This is a genomic window from Marinomonas sp. NPDC078689, assembly GCF_044542435.1.
In the GTDB taxonomy this organism is placed as follows: domain Bacteria; phylum Pseudomonadota; class Gammaproteobacteria; order Pseudomonadales; family Marinomonadaceae; genus Marinomonas; species Marinomonas arenicola.
Genome location: NZ_JBITUJ010000015.1, coordinates 545 through 18,698 on the forward strand (window position 1 = coordinate 545; position 18,154 = coordinate 18,698).

12 protein-coding genes are annotated in these 18,154 nt (G+C 46.5%); 4 read left to right on the forward strand and 8 right to left on the reverse strand.

Annotated elements, in window-relative coordinates; translation table 11 throughout:
* Nucleotides 1-255 precede the first annotated feature (255 nt).
* Complete coding sequence (gndA, locus tag ACIGBN_RS16745; RefSeq protein WP_133004393.1) at nucleotides 256-1,779, reverse strand: NADP-dependent phosphogluconate dehydrogenase; 1,524 nt, start codon at nucleotides 1,777-1,779, stop codon at nucleotides 256-258.
* Nucleotides 1,780-2,281: 502 nt separating this feature from the next.
* On the opposite strand from gndA, the gene ACIGBN_RS16750 reads away from it, so the two are divergent.
* Nucleotides 2,282-3,838 (forward strand): phosphoenolpyruvate carboxykinase, encoded by a 1,557-nt coding sequence (locus tag ACIGBN_RS16750; protein ID WP_133004392.1) that lies wholly within the window; start codon nucleotides 2,282-2,284, stop codon nucleotides 3,836-3,838.
* A 240-nt stretch (nucleotides 3,839-4,078) separates the two neighbouring features.
* Here ACIGBN_RS16750 and purL read toward each other — a convergent pair whose 3' ends face one another.
* On the reverse strand, nucleotides 4,079-7,978 hold the full coding sequence (gene purL / locus ACIGBN_RS16755; protein WP_396666696.1) for a phosphoribosylformylglycinamidine synthase: 3,900 nt from the start codon (nucleotides 7,976-7,978) through the stop codon (nucleotides 4,079-4,081).
* Nucleotides 7,979-8,096: 118 nt separating this feature from the next.
* Entirely contained in the window at nucleotides 8,097-8,588 is a 492-nt protein-coding gene (gene tadA / locus ACIGBN_RS16760; RefSeq protein WP_396666698.1) for a tRNA adenosine(34) deaminase TadA, read from the reverse strand.
* Between the two features lie 106 nt (nucleotides 8,589-8,694).
* On the opposite strand from tadA, the gene ACIGBN_RS16765 reads away from it, so the two are divergent.
* Complete coding sequence (locus ACIGBN_RS16765; RefSeq protein ID WP_396666700.1) at nucleotides 8,695-9,120, forward strand: CBS domain-containing protein; 426 nt, start codon at nucleotides 8,695-8,697, stop codon at nucleotides 9,118-9,120.
* A gap of 4 nt (nucleotides 9,121-9,124) precedes the next feature.
* On the opposite strand, the gene ACIGBN_RS16770 is transcribed toward ACIGBN_RS16765, so the two are convergent.
* From ACIGBN_RS16770 to ACIGBN_RS16785, 4 genes are all read right to left on the reverse strand, one after another.
* The gene (locus ACIGBN_RS16770; RefSeq protein ID WP_133004388.1) at nucleotides 9,125-9,382 is read right to left on the reverse strand and encodes a cold-shock protein; all 258 of its coding nucleotides are present in this window, start codon (nucleotides 9,380-9,382) and stop codon (nucleotides 9,125-9,127) included.
* A 77-nt stretch (nucleotides 9,383-9,459) separates the two neighbouring features.
* Nucleotides 9,460-12,243, reverse strand: coding sequence for a valine--tRNA ligase (locus ACIGBN_RS16775; RefSeq protein ID WP_396666703.1), 2,784 nt, complete (start codon nucleotides 12,241-12,243; stop codon nucleotides 9,460-9,462).
* A 120-nt stretch (nucleotides 12,244-12,363) separates the two neighbouring features.
* Nucleotides 12,364-12,849, reverse strand: a complete 486-nt coding sequence (locus tag ACIGBN_RS16780; protein WP_396666705.1) for a hypothetical protein — start codon at nucleotides 12,847-12,849, stop codon at nucleotides 12,364-12,366.
* 273 nt (nucleotides 12,850-13,122) lie between these two features.
* Nucleotides 13,123-14,586 carry a leucyl aminopeptidase gene (locus ACIGBN_RS16785; protein WP_133004385.1) on the reverse strand — a complete coding sequence of 488 codons (1,464 nt, stop codon included), beginning with the start codon at nucleotides 14,584-14,586 and terminating at the stop codon, nucleotides 13,123-13,125.
* 155 nt (nucleotides 14,587-14,741) lie between these two features.
* Here ACIGBN_RS16785 and lptF point away from each other — a divergent pair, with 155 nt between their 5' ends.
* Nucleotides 14,742-15,848 carry an LPS export ABC transporter permease LptF gene (lptF, locus tag ACIGBN_RS16790; RefSeq protein ID WP_243712066.1) on the forward strand — a complete coding sequence of 369 codons (1,107 nt, stop codon included), beginning with the start codon at nucleotides 14,742-14,744 and terminating at the stop codon, nucleotides 15,846-15,848.
* Nucleotides 15,841-16,902 (forward strand): LPS export ABC transporter permease LptG, encoded by a 1,062-nt coding sequence (gene lptG, locus ACIGBN_RS16795; RefSeq protein WP_133004383.1) that lies wholly within the window; start codon nucleotides 15,841-15,843, stop codon nucleotides 16,900-16,902. The genes lptF and lptG overlap by 8 nt, the downstream gene beginning before the upstream one ends.
* A 27-nt stretch (nucleotides 16,903-16,929) precedes the next feature.
* On the opposite strand, the gene ACIGBN_RS16800 is transcribed toward lptG, so the two are convergent.
* Nucleotides 16,930-18,096 (reverse strand): aminotransferase class I/II-fold pyridoxal phosphate-dependent enzyme, encoded by a 1,167-nt coding sequence (locus ACIGBN_RS16800; RefSeq protein WP_396666708.1) that lies wholly within the window; start codon nucleotides 18,094-18,096, stop codon nucleotides 16,930-16,932.
* Between the last annotated feature and the right edge of the window lie 58 nt (nucleotides 18,097-18,154).

Sequence of the window (18,154 nt, forward strand, 5' to 3'; positions counted from 1 at the left end):
GTAGGAACAGTAGGAACAGTAGGAACAGTAGGAACAGTAGGAACAGTAGGAACAGTAGGAACAGTAGGAACAGTAGGAACAGTAGGAACAGTAGGAACAGTAGGACATCAGAATAAGTTAGCTGAACCCCTTTCTCAAGCAGCTACCTAAGAAAAACATTCAACCAACCTAATCATTAGATGAGGCCAAAGAAAAACCGAATAATACAATGGAGTCTCTTTTGGCCTTATCTATTCACCCTATAAACGAAGCGTTTTACGCTTTACGCTCAGGACGACCTTCTTCTTGCCAGAAAGTATGGTATTTCTGACTCGGATCATCGTCTACTCGAGCATAAGTATGAGCACCGAAGTAATCTCGTTGCGCTTGCAATAAATTCGCAGGCAACACTTCTGAACGATAGCCATCGAAGTACGCTAGTGCAGAAAAGAATGAAGGTGTTGGAATACCTGATTGAGCCGCCAATACTACTGCTTTACGCAAGCCGACTTGTTTCTCAGCCATGGCATTCGCGAAATAATCGCTCACCAACAGATTGTCTAACGCTGGGTTCTCAATAAAGGCATCGGCGATCTTTTGTAAGAAAGATGCGCGAATAATACAACCACCACGCCAAATTTTGGCAATGTCCGTAAAGTTTAGCGTCCAGTCGTATTCTTTTTCTGCCGCTCGAAGCAATTGGAAGCCCTGCGCATAAGCACAAATCTTAGCGCAATAAAGCGCTTCTTCAATGGCCTTCTCTACGTCTGCCGCTTCAATATCACCACTTTCAACATCCGCCGTTAAAATACCAGCAGCATGTTCACGCTCAGCCGTTAACGTACTAAGTGCACGAGCATAAACAGATTCGCTGATAATGCCAGCAGGAACACCCATTTGCGTAGCGCTGATAGAAGTCCAACGACCTGTGCCTTTTTGTCCAGCACTGTCGAGAATCATATCCACCAATGGCGCACCGGTTTTATGGTCATATTGTTGAAGGATATCTGCGGTAATCTCAACCAAATAACTATTAAGAACACCCTGATTCCACTTTTCAAACAACTTACCAATTTCAGCAGGCTCGTAACCCAATAGCGAACGCAACAAATGGTAGGCTTCGCAAATAAGCTGCATGTCTGCGTATTCGATGCCGTTGTGCACCATTTTAACATAATGCCCAGCGCCATTTGGCCCAAGATAAGCAGTACAAGGCTCACCTTCAGTCACAGGTTTACCAGGGATATTGCTAACAATAGGCTTGCCATCTGCGTCAACTTTCGCCGCAACCGCTTCCCACATTGGCTGTAGATATTTCCAAGAGTCCGCATCACCACCTGGCATGAGAGAAGGTCCGAATCGCGCACCAACTTCACCACCAGAAACCGCCGTACCAAAGAACTTAAGGCGATCTTTATATTCTGATTCACGACGGATAGTGTCCGTCCATTGACTGTTACCACAATCAACAACAATGTCATCAGGTTCTAGGCCAGCTTCAATTAAACTGTCGCATACTGCGTCTACTGGTTTTCCGGCAGGCACTAGCACAACAATCACTCTAGGTTTCACTAAGTTATCAAGCAGTTCTGTTAAATTAGAACAACCAATGATACGGGCTTCATTCTGTGAGTCTGGACGCTCACGCTCCTCAGTATCAAGAACGTCTTTAATTTTACCTGCGTCAAGATCAAAACCTGCAACTCGATAGCCATGGTCTGCGACATTTAAAGCTAGGTTTTTACCCATTACGCCGAGACCGACAAATCCAATATTGCAGTTCTGATTCGTTTTTAACATAAGTTCGATCAACCTTTAAAAAGAGGGGGAATTCGAGAAATAATCTTACCATGAAGCACGGGGATTCAGGGGCAACTAAAACAAGAAAAATGCAAATAATTATGAATTTTTTGGGGGTTTTGTAGAAGATATCCTCACTTTAATGAGGGTTTTACCATAAACATCCCCCTATCCATATAATCAGGGTATTTCGATATTCCAAGTAATTATATTTCGCTTTAGAAAAATACCAACAAAATAGAAAGAAAATAACAGAAATGTAGCAACCTAATTATAGGAGCGCGTAAAAAAGAAGGCCGAAAATAGCACGAATTGCACTTTTCACTTTAAAATCAATAGGTTAATAGATATTAGTTTTTTACTAAAAAGTAATAAAATAACATATCGCTATAACAATATTTTTTTTTAGATTGTTTTGTTACTATCGATTTCAACCTAATTCCCCCATAAAAAACAACAATAATAATTAGACCATATTTTATAGATCTGAGGATTTTACGACATGCGTTCTGCATCTAAAGTAACAGCAATTCATTCAAATTTGACAACCCCACAACTTGTTGAAAAAGCGCTACAAAATGGCGAAGGCGTTCTCGCCGACAATGGCGCATTGGTTGTTGAAACCGGCGCCCGCACTGGTCGCTCTCCGATGGATCGCTTCATCGTAGAAGAAGCATCCAGCAAAGACAGCATCCACTGGGGGCCTGTTAACCGCCCTTTCCCAGAAGAAAAATTCGCACCTTTGTGGGATCGCGTTGAAGCCTATTTGAATGAAAAAGAATCCTTTGTATCAAACATTCATGTTGGTGCTGGTGACACGTATTACCTACCTGTCATCATGCGCACTGAAACAGCATGGCACCACTTGTTTGGTCGCAACCTATTTATCCGTCCTGAAACATACAACCCAGCCTCAAAAGGTGAGTGGCAAATTATCAACGCCCCTGAGTTCGTTTGTGAACCAGAGCGTGATGGCACCAACTCTGAAGGCTGCGTTATTCTAAACTTTGCTGAGCGCAAAGTGCTTATCGCTGGTATGCGTTATGCCGGTGAAATGAAAAAAGCCATGTTCTCAGTACAAAACTACTTACTGCCTGCTCACGACGTATTGCCAATGCACTGTGCGGCAAACGTTGGTCAAGACGAAGACGTTACTTTGTTCTTTGGTCTATCTGGAACAGGTAAAACAACATTGTCTGCAGACCCAGAACGCTTCTTGATCGGTGACGACGAGCACGGTTGGGGCAAAGACACTGTGTTCAATATCGAAGGCGGCTGTTACGCGAAAACCATCGATCTATCCCAGAAAAATGAACCTATCATTTGGGATGCCATTAAATTCGGCACGATTGTAGAAAACGTTGTACTAGATCCGGAAACTCGCATTGCCGATTACGCGGATACATCACTATCGCAAAACGGTCGTGCTGGTTACCCACGCGAGCACATTGAAAAACGTGCAGCTGGAAACCGTGCTGGTGAGCCAAACGCGATCATCTTCCTAACATGTGACTTAACCGGTGTTTTACCTCCTGTTTCTATCTTGTCTAAAGAAGCAGCGGCTTATCATTTCTTAAGTGGTTACACTGCGCTAGTTGGCTCCACTGAAGTGGGCGCAGGCAGCGGTATCAAATCTACCTTCTCTACTTGTTTTGGTGCTCCTTTCTTCCCTCGCTCTGCCGATGTTTACGCGGATCTATTGATCAAGCGCATCGAAGAGTTCGGTAGCAAAGTTTACCTAGTGAACACAGGCTGGACTGGCGGTGCGCATGGTCAAGGCGGCAAGCGTTTCAGTATTCCTACGACTCGCGCGGTGATTGCTGCGATTCAATCTGGCGCTCTTATTGACGCTGAAACAGAACACCTAGACGACGTAAACCTAGATGTTCCAACTCAGGTTCCTGGTGTAGACAGCGTTCTGTTGAACCCTCGTAACACCTGGTCAGACCAAGGCGCATACGCAGATCAAGCACAGAAATTGATTGCTCAGTTCGTGGAAAACTTCAAGAAGTTTGAAACAGTGTCTGAGACTATTGTGAAAGCAGGCCCAGCGCTTTAATCAGCCCGCGTTCAGAAATACGTAACCCCCGTATTTCCCTTAACCCAGTGTGTTTTCACACTGGGTTTTTTATGCTTTTCTCTTAACACCTTCAATCCACAAGCCACTTATTTTTACCCCAGATCGCTAAACCGATCCAAAAATGACTCAGTAGAGAAAACAAGCCAACAATATTCCGCAAAAAAAAGGCCTCTATTCTTTCGAATAGAGGCCTTTCAAGATCACGTTAACGTTAAGAACTTAGCCTAACCACTTTCTTGCGTTTTGGAACAAACGCAACCATGGTGCTTGTTCTTGCCACTCACTTGGGTGCCAGCTATGTTGAACGGTACGATAAACACGCTCAGGGTGAGGCATCATGATAGTCACACGACCATCTTCTGATGTTAAGCCTGTCACACCCTCTGCTGAACCATTCGGGTTGAACGGGTAACGTTCCGTTGCTTGACCGTAGTTATCCACATAACGCAATGCGATCTGCGATGAAGACGCCAGTGCCGCCATATCTTGATCATCACGGTATTCAGTTTGACCTTCACCGTGAGCCACAGCGATTGGCATACGCGAACCTTCCATACCTGCCAACAAAATAGAGTTCGATTTCTGAACTTCTACTTGCACAAGACGCGCCTCAAATTGAGCCGATTGGTTACGAACAAATTTCGGCCAATGAGCAGCACCTGGAATAAGCTCATGAAGATTAGACAACATCTGACAACCGTTACACACACCTAGAGAGAAGGTATCTGGACGATTAAAGAAGGCTTCAAACTGCTCGCGTGCAACTGGGTTGAAAAGAATAGACTTCGCCCAACCTTCACCTGCACCCAAAACGTCTCCGTAAGAGAAACCGCCACACGCCACTAAACCACTGAACTCATCAAGCGTAGTACGACCAGACAAGATGTCGCTCATATGAACGTCGATCGGAGTAAAGCCTGCTTTATGGAACGCTGCCGCCATTTCGACCTGACCGTTCACACCTTGCTCACGCAATACGGCAATCTTAGGTTTCACACCCGATGCAACAAAGGCTGCAACAATGTCTTCATTCTGATCGAAGCTTACCTTAGCAGACAAACCTGGATCCTTGGCATCCAACAAGTTATCAAATTCTTGTTGAGCGGATTCTGGATTGTCACGCAACGCTTGAATGCGGTAGCTGGTTTCAGACCAAACACGCTGCCAGTTGATACGTGTTTCTTCCAAAACAGTGTCACCAGCAAAACGAACACGAATGCTGTCATCGCCAGACAAGGTCGCAATAGAAGTGGCAGTAACGCCCACTTTCGCGTAAGCCGCAATAATATCCGCGACATCCGCTTCCTTGACCTGAACCACAGCACCCAACTCTTCGCTGAATAAAGCGGGCGCCACTTGAGCACGCTGGCTGACAGTCTCATCAAGATCGATGTTCAGACCCAAATGGCTGGCGAATGACATTTCTGTCAAGGTCGCAAACACACCACCGTCGGAACGGTCATGGTAAGCCAACAATTTGCCTGCGGCGTTCAATGCTTGAGTCGTATCAAAGAAACCAGCCAATGCCGCTGCATTATCAACATCTGGTGCTTGCTGCCCCAATTTGTTGTAAACCTGCGCAATAACAGAACCACCAAGACGGTTTTGACCCGCGCCTAAATCGATCAATAACAAACGTGTATCAGCGTTATTTTGCAATTCTGGTGTTAAGGTTTTACGTACATCTGCTACTGGAGCAAACGCGGTAATAACCAAAGACAATGGAGAGGTTACCGCTTTTTCTTCGCCGTCTTCTTTCCAAACTGTCTTCATCGACATGGAATCTTTACCGACAGGAATCGCAATATCCAACGCAGGACACAATTCCATACCAACCGCTTTTACGGTTTGGTAAAGTTTTTCGTCTTCGCCTTCATGGCCGGCCGCAGCCATCCAGTTAGCAGACAACTTAATGTGGTTACGCTTAGTGATTTGCGCTGCCGCTAAGTTCGTCAAGGCTTCACCGACCGCCATACGACCTGAAGCAGGCGCGTTTAACAATGCAATTGGCGTACGCTCACCCATGGTCATGGCTTCACCAGTGGTGCTGTCTAATGAAGACGTTGTTACCGCCACATCTGCCACAGGCACTTGCCAAGGACCAACCATTTGATCGCGCGCCACCATGCCAGTGATCGAACGGTCACCAATGGTGATCAAGAAGTTTTTGCTGGCTACCGTTGGCAAACTTAAAACACGTTTCGCCGCCTCAACAAGATCCACGTCTACTGCCGTGAAATCATCGCCTTCAATAACCGCTTTGGTCGCTTCACGATGCATTTTAGGTGGCTTGCCAAACAACACAGACATTGGCAAATCAACAGGCTTATTACCGAAATGCTCATCCGCTACTTCTAAATGAAGCTCTTCTTTTGCATCACCGACAATCGCAAATGGGCAGCGCTCACGCTCACAAATCGCAGTAAACTCTTCAATACGCTCTGGCGATACCGCCATAACATAACGTTCTTGAGATTCGTTACACCAGATTTCTAACGGCGACATACCAGGCTCATCATTTAGAACCTTGCGCAAATCGAAGTTGCCGCCACGATCACCGTCTTTCACCAATTCCGGTAAAGCGTTCGACAAACCACCAGCACCCACATCGTGGATAAAGCTGATTGGGTTGTTGTCGCCCAACTGCCAGCAGCGATCGATCACTTCCTGACAGCGACGCTCCATTTCTGGGTTGCCACGCTGAACAGATGCGAAATCTAAGTCTTCGTTGCCATCCGCAGAAGCCATAGAAGAAGCCGCACCGCCACCAAGACCAATCAACATCGCAGGACCGCCAAGCACAATCAGCTTAGCGCCTACTTTGATTTCTTTTTTCTCTACGTGCTCACGACGAATATTGCCCAGACCACCCGCCAACATGATTGGCTTATGGTAACCACGGACTTCTTCTTGTGTTGCACCTTGGATTTTTTGCTCGTAGCTACGGAAGTAACCCAACAAGTTTGGACGACCAAACTCATTATTAAAGGCAGCACCACCGATAGGACCTTCGATCATAATATCCAAAGGCGTGACGATACGAGAAGGTTTGCCATAGTCGCTCTCCCATGGCTGTTCAAAGCCTGGGATTTTAAGATCGGATACGGTATAGCCGCTCAAGCCCGCTTTTGGTTTTGAACCAATACCAGTCGCGCCCTCATCACGAATTTCACCGCCAGAGCCGGTTGCAGCGCCAGAAAATGGTGAAATTGCCGTTGGGTGGTTATGGGTTTCAACTTTCATCAAGATATCGATGTTTTCTTGGCTAAAGTCGTATTCACGCGTACCCGGTGCAGGGAAGAAACGTCCTGCAAAGCTACCTTCCATCACAGCCGCATTGTCTTTGTAAGCCGACAAGGTGCCATCTGGATTATGTTCGTGAGTGTTCTTGATCATTTTGAACAAAGAGCGTTCTTGCTCTTCGCCGTCAATGGTCCAAGACGCATTAAAGATTTTGTGACGACAATGCTCAGAGTTTGCTTGCGCAAACATCATCAACTCGATGTCGATTGGGTTACGGCCCAACTCAATAAAAGATGCCACAAGGTAATCGATTTCATCGTCTGCCAAGGCCAAGCCTAGCGTTTGGTTTGCCTCAACCAACGCCGCTCGTCCGCCCGCTAACACATCGACCGCAGTCATTGGTGCAGGCTCTGCATGAGAGAACATGTCAGACGCGTCGCTCAATGCCGGAAGCACGCTTTCTGTCATACGGTCATGCAACATTTCTGACAACAGATCCAGCTCATTCAGTGTCAATGGTGACGCACTGTGGATGAAATACTCCACACCACGTTCAACACGAGACACGGTCGCTAGACCACAGTTGTGAAGAATATCGGTTGCTTTTGAAGACCAAGGTGAAATCGTGCCTAAACGAGGAACGACTAATACACTTTGCTCAGATGAACTGACTTGGGAGGATTTAGGACCGTAGGCTAAAGCGCGCTGAAGAACGGTTTCTTGTTCTGTAGAAAGCGCTTGGCCGTCATGCAATTCAACAAAATGAAGAAATTGCGCATCTACGTCCGTTACGGATGGTACAGATGCTTTCATGTTGGCCAACAACTTTGCCTTGCGAAACGCTGATAGCGCTGCGGAACCATGCAGGGTTAGCATGTCGAGTATTGCCTCACTTGGTAGTTTTGGGGGAAATGGTGCGGGTATTTTAAATCAATGACCCAAATAGAGGCCAGCAGTGTCTGAATTTTCTGCACTAAATGCAGAAAAAAAACGACTATATGGCCTTTTTCGCCAATTGTTTGAGCTTCTTTTTTTGCTCACGGCGATATTGAAAGAACTGTGTTAGTTGCAGCGAGGCTTTTTCCGCCAATACACCACCACTCACTTCGACTTTATGATTCAAAAATGGCGCCTCAAAAAAAGCACCTTGGCTTTCTACAACACCACTTTTGGGTTCGGTGGCCGCGAACACGACGCGCGCCACACGAGAATGAACAATGGCACCTGCACACATAGAACAAGGCTCTAATGTGACGTACAGCGTTGCTCCAGTTAAGCGATAGTTATTCACCTTTTGACAGGCATCGCGAAGCGCTTGGATCTCAGCGTGAGCCGTTGGGTCGCATTGTGAGATAGGCGAATTATAACCCGCGCCAATCACCTCACCGTCCAAAACAACGATCGCCCCCACCGGAATTTCACTGTCGGCCGCCGCCTGCTCTGCTAATAATAGCGCTTTCGCCATCCACTCTTCATCGCTGATCATTTACTCGCCCTATTGTTGATTTGACTCATGGCAATATAATTGCTTTTGAAGACAGCTTGCACCACACTTGCTGGAATAAAAATTGGGAAAAAAGGAAGCTCAAACTATGATAACCGTTGCAGATTTGATGGTGACAAATTTAGCCACACTCGAAGCAGACAGCTCGTTAGCCGCAGCAAAAGAACTCATGCACGACAAAAACATTCGTAACTTGCCAATTGTTAATCAAAGCGGTGAATGCATTGGCATGCTAACGCAACGAGAATACCTTCGTTATGCCTTCTACTTAGTCAGTCAATTTGGCACTCAGCAACTGGCGAAAAAAGAAGAGCAAACACCTGTTTCCAAAGTAATGAATAAAGACATTCTTACTATTGAACCAGGTGTCAGTTTGGATACGGCAGCCGAATTTTTTATCGAAAATAAATATGGCTGCTTACCGGTTGTCGAAAACAACAAGCTACTGGGCATTTTAACGCCGGTAGACTTTGTTAAGCTTGCGCACAAAATGCTACTCGAAAAAAACCAGTAAGCCGTTACGCGTTCGCAGTCCGATACTCGTCTTCTTGCACAGCAGAAGACGACTCTTCTTCTAAACGGACTTCTATCGCCTGATGACCAAACTCAGTCGTAGCCAATTCAAAGGTCACAGATTGACCTTTCTTTAGCGTTTTATGGCCGTCCAATAAAATGGATTTGTAATGCACAAAGACATCACTGTCCGCTTCTCTTTTGATGAAGCCAATGCCTTTAGAGTCATTAAACCATTTTACTTTTCCAGAAATTCTTTCCATTACGTATTGCCTCTTTTTTTATTTTTATAGAATGCAACGAATGCCAGACACAAAACATGTCTGGCATTACTACTTACTTATAGCGATTCAATGCTCGCTTTTTGTTCTTCCAGTTTGCTTACTGTCAGACGAAGATCGTCGCACTTCGCACGCTCTTTATCGACCACAGCCGCTGGGGCTTTCGCCACAAAGCTTTCGTTTGATAATTTGCCTTCAATGCGTTCTAAATCTTTCGTCGCCTTATCTATTTCTTTTTGCAAACGGGCCAATTCTGCATTTTTATCAATCAGACCTGCCATAGGCACCAAGACTTCCATATCGCCGACCAACGCCGTCGCCGACATAGGTGCGTCATCGCCTACGTTCAACCAGGTTATGGTTTCTAGCTTGGCCAATTTTTGCAAGAAAGCCAGGTTGGCGTCTAAGCGAGCTTTGTCTTGTTCAGTGCCATTGCGGAATAATACATCCAGAGGTTTTGATGGCGCGATATTCATTTCTCCACGAATATTACGAACCCCTTCAATCACCCCTTTCAGCCATTCAATATCGGCTTCAGCTTGCGCGTCTTTTTTCGCTTCGTTGGCTTCTGGGTATTCCATCACCATCACAGTGTCACCTGCAACACCGGCCAATGGTGCCACACGTTGCCAAATTTCTTCTGTTAAGAACGGCATCATTGGATGCGCCAAACGCAAGAAGGTTTCCAACACACGAACCAAGGTACGGCGTGTTCCTGTTAACTGAGCGGCCGTGGCATTTTCATCCCAAAGTACCGGTTTAGATAACTCTAAGTACCAATCACAGTACTCGTGCCACATAAACTCATACAGGGCTTGTGAAGCAAGGTCATAACGATGAGTTTCAAACGCGCGATTTACCGCATCTTCCGTATGTTGTAAGCGAGAAATGATCCACTTATCCGCCAATGACAACTCAACATCCGCACCATTTTGACCACAATCTTGATCTTCTGTGTTCATCAGAACGTAACGGGTAGCGTTCCAAATTTTGTTACAGAAATTACGGTAGCCTTCAAGTCGATTCAAATCGAACTTGATATCACGACCGCCAGAAGCAAGAGAACAAAGCGTAAAGCGAAGCGCATCGGTACCATAAGCTTGAATGCCTTCTGGGTAGGTGTCGCGCGTATTCTTCTCTACTTTTTCAGCAAGACGCGGCTGCATCATGCCGTAAGTGCGTTTCTTAACAAGGGATTCAATATCGATACCGCCAATCAAATCCAATGGATCGATTACGTTGCCTTTCGACTTCGACATTTTATCACCGCGTTCATCACGGATTAGACCGGTAATGTACACCGTTTTAAAAGGTACTTTCTTCGTGAACTTCAGAGTCATCATGATCATTCTGGCCACCCAGAAGAAAATAATATCGAAGCCGGTGACCAACACATCCGACTCACTAAACTCTTTAAAGTCTTGGGTTTCTTCAGGCCAACCTTGAGTCGCAAAGGTCCACAATGCCGAAGAGAACCAGGTGTCTAATACGTCTTCGTCTTGGGTCAGTGTCACATCATCGGCTAGGCTGTACTTAGTACGGACTTCCGCTTCGTCTTTACCGACGTAGAACTTACCGTCTGCATCGTACCAAGCTGGAATTTGATGTCCCCACCATAACTGACGAGAGATACACCAGTCGTTCAGATCACGCATCCAAGCAAAGTAGGTATTTTCCCACTGCTTAGGCACAAATTGGATATCGCCGTTTTCAACCGCTTCAATAGCTGGTTTGGCCAAGGTTTCAACGGCCACATACCATTGCTGAGTCAGGTACGGTTCGATTACGGTATTGCCACGCTCACCGCGAGGCACTTTTAACTTATGGTCGGCTACTTTTTCCAACAAACCTAACGCATCAAAGTCTGCAACAACGGCTTTACGCGCTACAAAACGATCCATACCACGGTATTTTTCTGGCGCCGTGTCATTGATGGTCGCATCGTCCGTTAAGATGTTGATTAACGGCATGTCGTGACGCTTACCAACTTCGTAGTCATTAAAGTCATGGGCTGGGGTGATTTTCACGCAACCAGTACCAAATTCTTTATCGACATACTCATCGGCGACAATAGGAATACGACGATCAACAAGCGGCAATTCAACGAACTTACCAACAAGGTCTGTAAAACGCTCATCATCCGGTGCAACCGCCACCGCCGCATCACCAAACATGGTTTCTGGGCGAGTCGTTGCCACCACTATGTAGTCTTTACCATCGGTGGTTGTCGCGCCATCTGCTAATGGATAACGGAAATACCACATGAAGCCATTTTCTTCTTCTGAGATAACTTCCAAATCAGAAATGGCCGTGTGCAAAACTGGGTCCCAGTTAACAAGACGCTGACCACGGTAAATGATGCCTTCGTCGTACAAGCGTACAAACACTTCTTGTACCGCCGCAGACATACCTGGGTCCATTGTGAAGCGCTCTTTCTGCCAATCAACAGAATCACCCAAGACACGCATTTGATCAGAAATCGTGCCGCCTGACTGGTCTTTCCATTCCCATACTTTTTCTAGGAAATTTTTACGACCAAGGTCATGACGTGTGGTGTTTTGAGCCGCCAGTTGGCGCTCTACAACCATTTGCGTTGCGATACCAGCGTGGTCACAGCCTGGCTGCCACAAAGTGCGTTTGCCCTTCATTCGCTCACGACGAATCATAGCGTCCATTAAGGTATGCTGAAACGCATGCCCCATGTGCAGACTGCCAGTGACGTTTGGTGGCGGAATCATGATGGAGAAAGGGGTGCCGTTGCCTTGAGGAGCAAAATAGCCGCCCTCTTCCCAACGTTTGTAAATAGGTTGTTCAATACTCTGTGGTTGGTAGGTCTTTTCCATTATGGTGTCTTAAAGCTCTTGTAGAGAGGTAAATTGAATTTGGTGAATTATAGCGCGTCATCGCGAGATAAAGAATAACCTGAGGCTGGTCGATGGTCTCGAATCTGCCAATCGCGTCATTCATTTCTCTTGCGTCGATAATTCGTCCATCGCCTGAAGCACTTCTTGCACGAGATCCGGCAAGCGTTTCTCAAGCACGGCCGTCACTGCCTGTGCAATGAGCGCCTGCCTGTCGTCTGCTTCACTGTCTTGTTGTGTTGTTTCAACCATGCTTTCAAGCCTTGTTTCAGGCTCAATCAATGGTGTCGCTTGCTCTTCCTTCAATAATACTGGAATAGCGTCATTTTGAGCGCTACTAAAACCTTCCATTGCCTCAGAAAGCTGACCTTCCTGACTGGCTGATGCCGCCAATTTCTCAGCGACTATGTCCATAAGAATTGGAATATCGTCTTGGTTTCGCAGCGCCGTAATCAAGGTGTCTTCATCAGGCTCAAACTCATTGTCTGTGAATTCAGCGTCCTGAAAAGCACTGCCCTCTAAAACAGAGCCATCTATTGCAAGGTCGTCCAGAACACTCTCTTCAATTTGTGAGGCTAAATCAGGCATAAGACACTAACCAATAAAATAGTAAATAAAGAAACAGAAGCGATAACAAATAAACAACAAGGCTTAATTGATCGGAATTTATTCCATCAACTTTCGCACTCAAGGCTTAAAATGTCTACCCTCTCACGCTTAACAAGCCGCAAAGGACGCCTTTTAACCTGTCTCGAAAAACCCACTCGAACGCTTTACCTTACTGTTTTGACGCATAAAAAAAGCAACAATGGACACCATTGCTGCTTTTCAGAAAAGATTATCGTAGTAACAACGCTGTGCTTAGTTGGCTTTATCCAACAAGTAGCGAGTCAAGAGAGCAACAGGACGACCCGTCGCGCCTTTAGCCGCGCCGCCGCTCCACGCCACACCCGCGATGTCCAAGTGCGCCCAAGGGTAAGAACCGGTAAAGCGCGACAAGAAACAAGCCGCGGTCACAGAACCCGCTTCTGGGCCACCAATGTTGCCAATATCAGCAAAGTTACTATCAAGCTGTTGCTGGTATTCTTCGTTAAGAGGCATTTGCCAAATTTTATCGGCAGAAATCTGGCTGGCTTCTTTCAATGACGCTGCAACCGCATCATCGTTTGCGTACATACCAGAGTTCACACTGCCTAGTGCTACAACGCAAGCGCCTGTCAGAGTCGCGATATCCACCACAGACTTAGGCTTAAAGCGTTCGATGTAAGTCAGTGCATCACACAAGACAAGACGGCCTTCGGCATCGGTATTAAGCACTTCAACCGTTTTACCAGACATGGTTTTCACAATGTCGCCAGGCTTGGTCGCGCGCGCACTTGGCATATTCTCAGCCGCAGCAACAACCGCCGTGAAGTTAAGCTTAGGCTTCAATTCACAAATGGCTTTCATGGTGCCGAATACGCTCGCTGCACCGCACATGTCGTATTTCATTTCGTCCATTTTTGGACCTGGTTTCAACGAAATACCGCCCGTATCGAAGGTAATCCCTTTGCCCAGCAAGACGTGAGGCGCTTCATCTGCTTCGCCACCACGGTAATGCATCACGATCAAATAACTTGGCTGATCACTACCACGACCCACAGACAGTAGACAATGCATGCCTAACTCATCCATTTTGGTTTCATCTAGCAATTCAACATCAATGCCATATTCTTCGCCAAAGTGTTGTGCTTTCGACGCAAGGTAATTCGGTGTACATACGTTACCTGGCAGATTGCCTAGCTGGCGAGCAAACGCGGAACCGTTTGCCGTTGCCGTACCAATCGCTAGCGCCGCTTCGTCATCGCCTTCGATCAATAGATTGGTGACTTTCGTGCTTTTCTCTGCGTCGTCTTGCTTAAAGCCTAGGAAGTTGTAGAAACCTTCATTCAGCCACTGCGCGATCAATGCCGTTACTTCACTTTGTGAACGCTGCTTCAATACTAGAGCACGGCTAGCAAGCGCTACCGTAGCGTATGGCAGGGATTTGATTTGAGCCGCTACCGCTGCAATGACTTTGCGCGCTTGCATATCACTCAACTCAGCCTCTTTACCAATACCCACTAATAACACTGGCTGAGCAAAATCTTGGGTGACGCTTGGTAACAATAATGTTTGCGCTAAACCGCCTTTGAAAACGCCGCTTTCTCGCAATTGTGACAACTGGCCATCTGCATTGCCATCAACCCAAGCAGTAGACTCAGGGAACGCACCTTCACTTGGCACAAAGGTGACAAGTAGGTCTGCTTGAACCGCAGAGGCGCGATCAAATAATGTCGTATTCATGAGAGATTCCTCAAAATAATAACTTTTTAAAAAAAACTGGATAATGTCCTTCTTACCACGAGATAATGGGGGCTTTAGATTTGTAATCAACTCTCCGCACGTTGCGGCATCCAATTGAGGTGACTTTGAGACTATTCAGATACTTGGCGAAAGAAGTGTTAGTGTCAACTGCCGGAGTGACGCTAATTTTACTTCTCGTTATTTTAAGCAGCCGTTTTGTATCCTATTTAGGGCGAGCGACCGAAGGAAAAATGACCTTCGAGTTCCTTTTTACGATTCTCGGCTTTCATATCCCATCGTTTGTTCAAATCATTTTGCCGATTGCGTTTTTCCTATCGCTGCTACTGACCTTTGGCCGCCTTTATATTGAAAATGAAATGTCTGTGTTGTTTTCAAGCGGCATCAGCAAGTTAAAATTAGCCGGTTATACGTTAGGAATTGCAGGCATCGTTCTGGCCCTTAGCGCGGGATTAAACTTTTGGCTCACGCCAACCAGCGAATATCACGCCGTCAAAGCCGCCGATGAACAGGGACAACTCTCTACCTTCTCTTTCTTATTGCCGCGACGCTTCCAAGGCGATGGGCAACGCACCACTTATATTGACAGCTTTACCCCTGACGAAGGTTGGATGAACGATGTTTTCTTGTCCGACTTTGTGCGAGAAAATGGCAAATCCATTCCTGTTCAGATGCTCGCATCCTACGCCGAAGAAATCAAAATGGACTCCAAAAACGGCCAAAATTATCTGGTCTTTAAAAACGGCGTACGATACGAAGGCGTGCCCGGAACGGCCACTTATCGGGTAACAGAATTTGATACGTATGCGATGCGTATGGAAAGCGCCCCGCAAGCGTCGATAACCGATCCAGAAACACGCAGCACCTTGTCTTTATTAGGCAGCGCTGACCCAGAAGACCAAGAAGAACTGCAATGGCGAATCGCCTTGGTTGTGATGATCCCCATCCTTTCGATCATTGGTTTATCCTTGAGTCAGGTTAACCCAAGGCAAGGACGTTTCTTCAAAATGCTGCCCGCCATCTTACTCATGATTCTCTATATGGCCCTGTTAATTTGGGGAAAAACGGCCATAGGAAAAGGCAAAATCCCTGATTATTTGGGACTTTGGTGGATTCATGGCATATTCCTCTGCATCGCAATAGGACTGTTTGTCCAATACAATCAGATGTTTAGTCGAAAAAATGCGCGATTACCAAACGCGCAATCGCCGGACCCTCAAGATACGAGTCTAAGTAATGAATAAAATAGACAGATACGTCGCCACCAGTGTTCTCTGGTCCTTCTTAGTCGTTATGTTTGTACTTCTTGGACTGGATACCGCCATCGCGTTTATCGATCAAATCAAGAAAGTAAGCGATGACTATACTGTGCAGTCTATTCTTCAGGTGCTCTTATACCGCCTGCCAGGTAAGTTTGCAGAGTACGTTCCAATCTCATCGCTTATTGGCACTCTAATGGGCCTAGGGACATTGGCCTCAACGTCTGAATTAACGGTCATGCGCGCTGCCGGCATGCCGATTTGGCGCATTGGTCTGTCCGCCTGCCAACCGATTATCTTTGTTGCCTTATTTGGCATGGGACTGTCCGAATTTGTGGCCCCTGTCGCGGAACAAAAAGCCAACCTAGTGGAGAAACTACAAGATCAAAAAGAAGGGAATTTTGCCTTAACCGGTGGTGTCTGGCTCAAAGCAGACAATAACTTTGTCTACATTAACGCAGCAGATCGTTCTGGCAAGCTGTACGGCATTAAAATCTTTTCACCCGACGGGCAGCACTTAAAAAGCATTACCGATGCAAAATCCGCCATTCACATCAATGACACACAGTGGCTATTAGCGGACGTGAAAAAGACCGTGTTCTACCCAGACCACATTAAAGTACAAACACTTCCCTCTGAGAAGTGGTCGGTTAGCATCAAACCTGAGCATCTGTACCTAGCATCGCAAGAGCCTGACTTTTTGTCACTAAGCCAGCTGCGTACTTACCAGCTGTATTTGGAAACACAAAAGCAAGATGGCGCGCAATATGCCCTTGAATTCTGGAGCAAAGCCCTGCGCCCTATCGCCTGCATTGCTTTAGTACTGGTCGCGCTTTCTAGCGTTTTCGGCCCTTTACGATCATCCACCATGGGTGGGCGGATCTTTTCTGGCGTTATGATTGGTTTGGCGTTTCAAAACGGCCTCAACCTATTTGGCCGCATGAGCGTCGCAACAGGCTTTCCACCTGCCGTCGGTGTCAGTATTCCTATTGTTATTTGCTTGCTGTCCGGCATTCTCTTAATGAGAAGACGCGGCTAACACTTATTAGCCGCGTCTAAGCGCTTGCTAGGATTGGATAAAACGTTCAATTCTAGCCAGTGCCTCATTCAATCGCGATTCATCACAGGTATAAGCAAAGCGCACATATTTATGGGCGTTTTTAAGCCCGAAATCCGCTCCTGGTGTTAATGCCACCTTCTCTTCTTCCAGCAATTGCAAACACCATGACATGGCGTCATCCGTAATGCCTGAGACATCCACATAGGCATAAAATGCCCCTTGTGCTGGCGCCACAACAGGCAAACCAATGCGCTCCAGCCCTTCTAATAATGTTAAACGACGGCGATTTAATATTTGGCGTCGAGTTTCACACTCTTCAAGAACCGCAGGCTCAAAAGCCGAAATAGCCGCGTGTTGCGCCACACTAGAGGCCGAAATAAACAAGTTTTGCGCCAGTTTAGTCGCCCCTTCAATCGCCCATTCGGGCACCACGATCCAACCTAGTCGCCAGCCAGTCATGGCAAAATACTTAGAAAAACTATTGATCACAAAAATATCGTCATCAATCGACAAGGCCGTAAAATCGTCCCCTTCAAACACCAGCCCTTGGTATATTTCATCCACCAACAGATGACCACCTAGTGCTTGCGTCTGCTGCCAAGCCTGAGCGAGATATTCCTTGCTCAACACAGCGCCAGTAGGGTTTGACGGAGAAGCCAACCAAAGCCCTGATGTCTTTTCACTCCAGTAAGACGGCAGAGCTTCAAGATCCACTTCAAACGCCTGCTCAGGTAAGGTCTCAATCATCTTCGCTTGAGCGCCAGCCTGTATTAAAAAATGGCGGTTACATGGATAACAAGGATCAGGCATCAACACCTCATCCCCTTCGTTTACCATCAAGGACGCCATCAACAACAAGGCACCAGACGCTCCCGGTGTCACGATAATCCGCTCAGGCGCCACCTCGACTTGATAACGCGTTTGGTAATGCTGACTAATTTTGCGCTTTAATTCCGGTAGCCCAGTCGCTGAGGTATAACCTGTTTTAGCGTCTTCAATAGACTGAATACCCGCGTCATTGATCGCTTGTGGCGCGACAAAATCAGGCTCGCCTACTTCAAGATGTATTACATCGTTGCCATCCGCCTGTAACTGCTTTGCTCTCTCCATCACAGCCATGACTTGGAATGGTGAAATTTTCTCAACTCGCGAGGCTAACTTTTGCTTAGACATATCTGTTTCTCAACCTAATTCAACATTTTCATGAATATTTGCGCAAAAAATGTGGTTT

Bases quoted from the DNA above. Each gene is read 5' to 3' on its own strand.
- gndA (WP_133004393.1), bottom strand. From the start codon at position 1,779: ATGTTAAAAACGAATCAGAACTGCAATATTGGATTTGTCGGTCTCGGC.
- ACIGBN_RS16750 (WP_133004392.1), top strand. From the start codon at position 2,282: ATGCGTTCTGCATCTAAAGTAACAGCAATTCATTCAAATTTGACAACC.
- purL (WP_396666696.1), bottom strand. From the start codon at position 7,978: ATGCTAACCCTGCATGGTTCCGCAGCGCTATCAGCGTTTCGCAAGGCA.
- tadA (WP_396666698.1), bottom strand. From the start codon at position 8,588: ATGATCAGCGATGAAGAGTGGATGGCGAAAGCGCTATTATTAGCAGAG.
- ACIGBN_RS16765 (WP_396666700.1), top strand. From the start codon at position 8,695: ATGATAACCGTTGCAGATTTGATGGTGACAAATTTAGCCACACTCGAA.
- ACIGBN_RS16770 (WP_133004388.1), bottom strand. From the start codon at position 9,382: ATGGAAAGAATTTCTGGAAAAGTAAAATGGTTTAATGACTCTAAAGGC.
- ACIGBN_RS16775 (WP_396666703.1), bottom strand. From the start codon at position 12,243: ATGGAAAAGACCTACCAACCACAGAGTATTGAACAACCTATTTACAAA.
- ACIGBN_RS16780 (WP_396666705.1), bottom strand. From the start codon at position 12,849: ATGCCTGATTTAGCCTCACAAATTGAAGAGAGTGTTCTGGACGACCTT.
- ACIGBN_RS16785 (WP_133004385.1), bottom strand. From the start codon at position 14,586: ATGAATACGACATTATTTGATCGCGCCTCTGCGGTTCAAGCAGACCTA.
- lptG (WP_133004383.1), top strand. From the start codon at position 15,841: ATGAATAAAATAGACAGATACGTCGCCACCAGTGTTCTCTGGTCCTTC.
- ACIGBN_RS16800 (WP_396666708.1), bottom strand. From the start codon at position 18,096: ATGTCTAAGCAAAAGTTAGCCTCGCGAGTTGAGAAAATTTCACCATTC.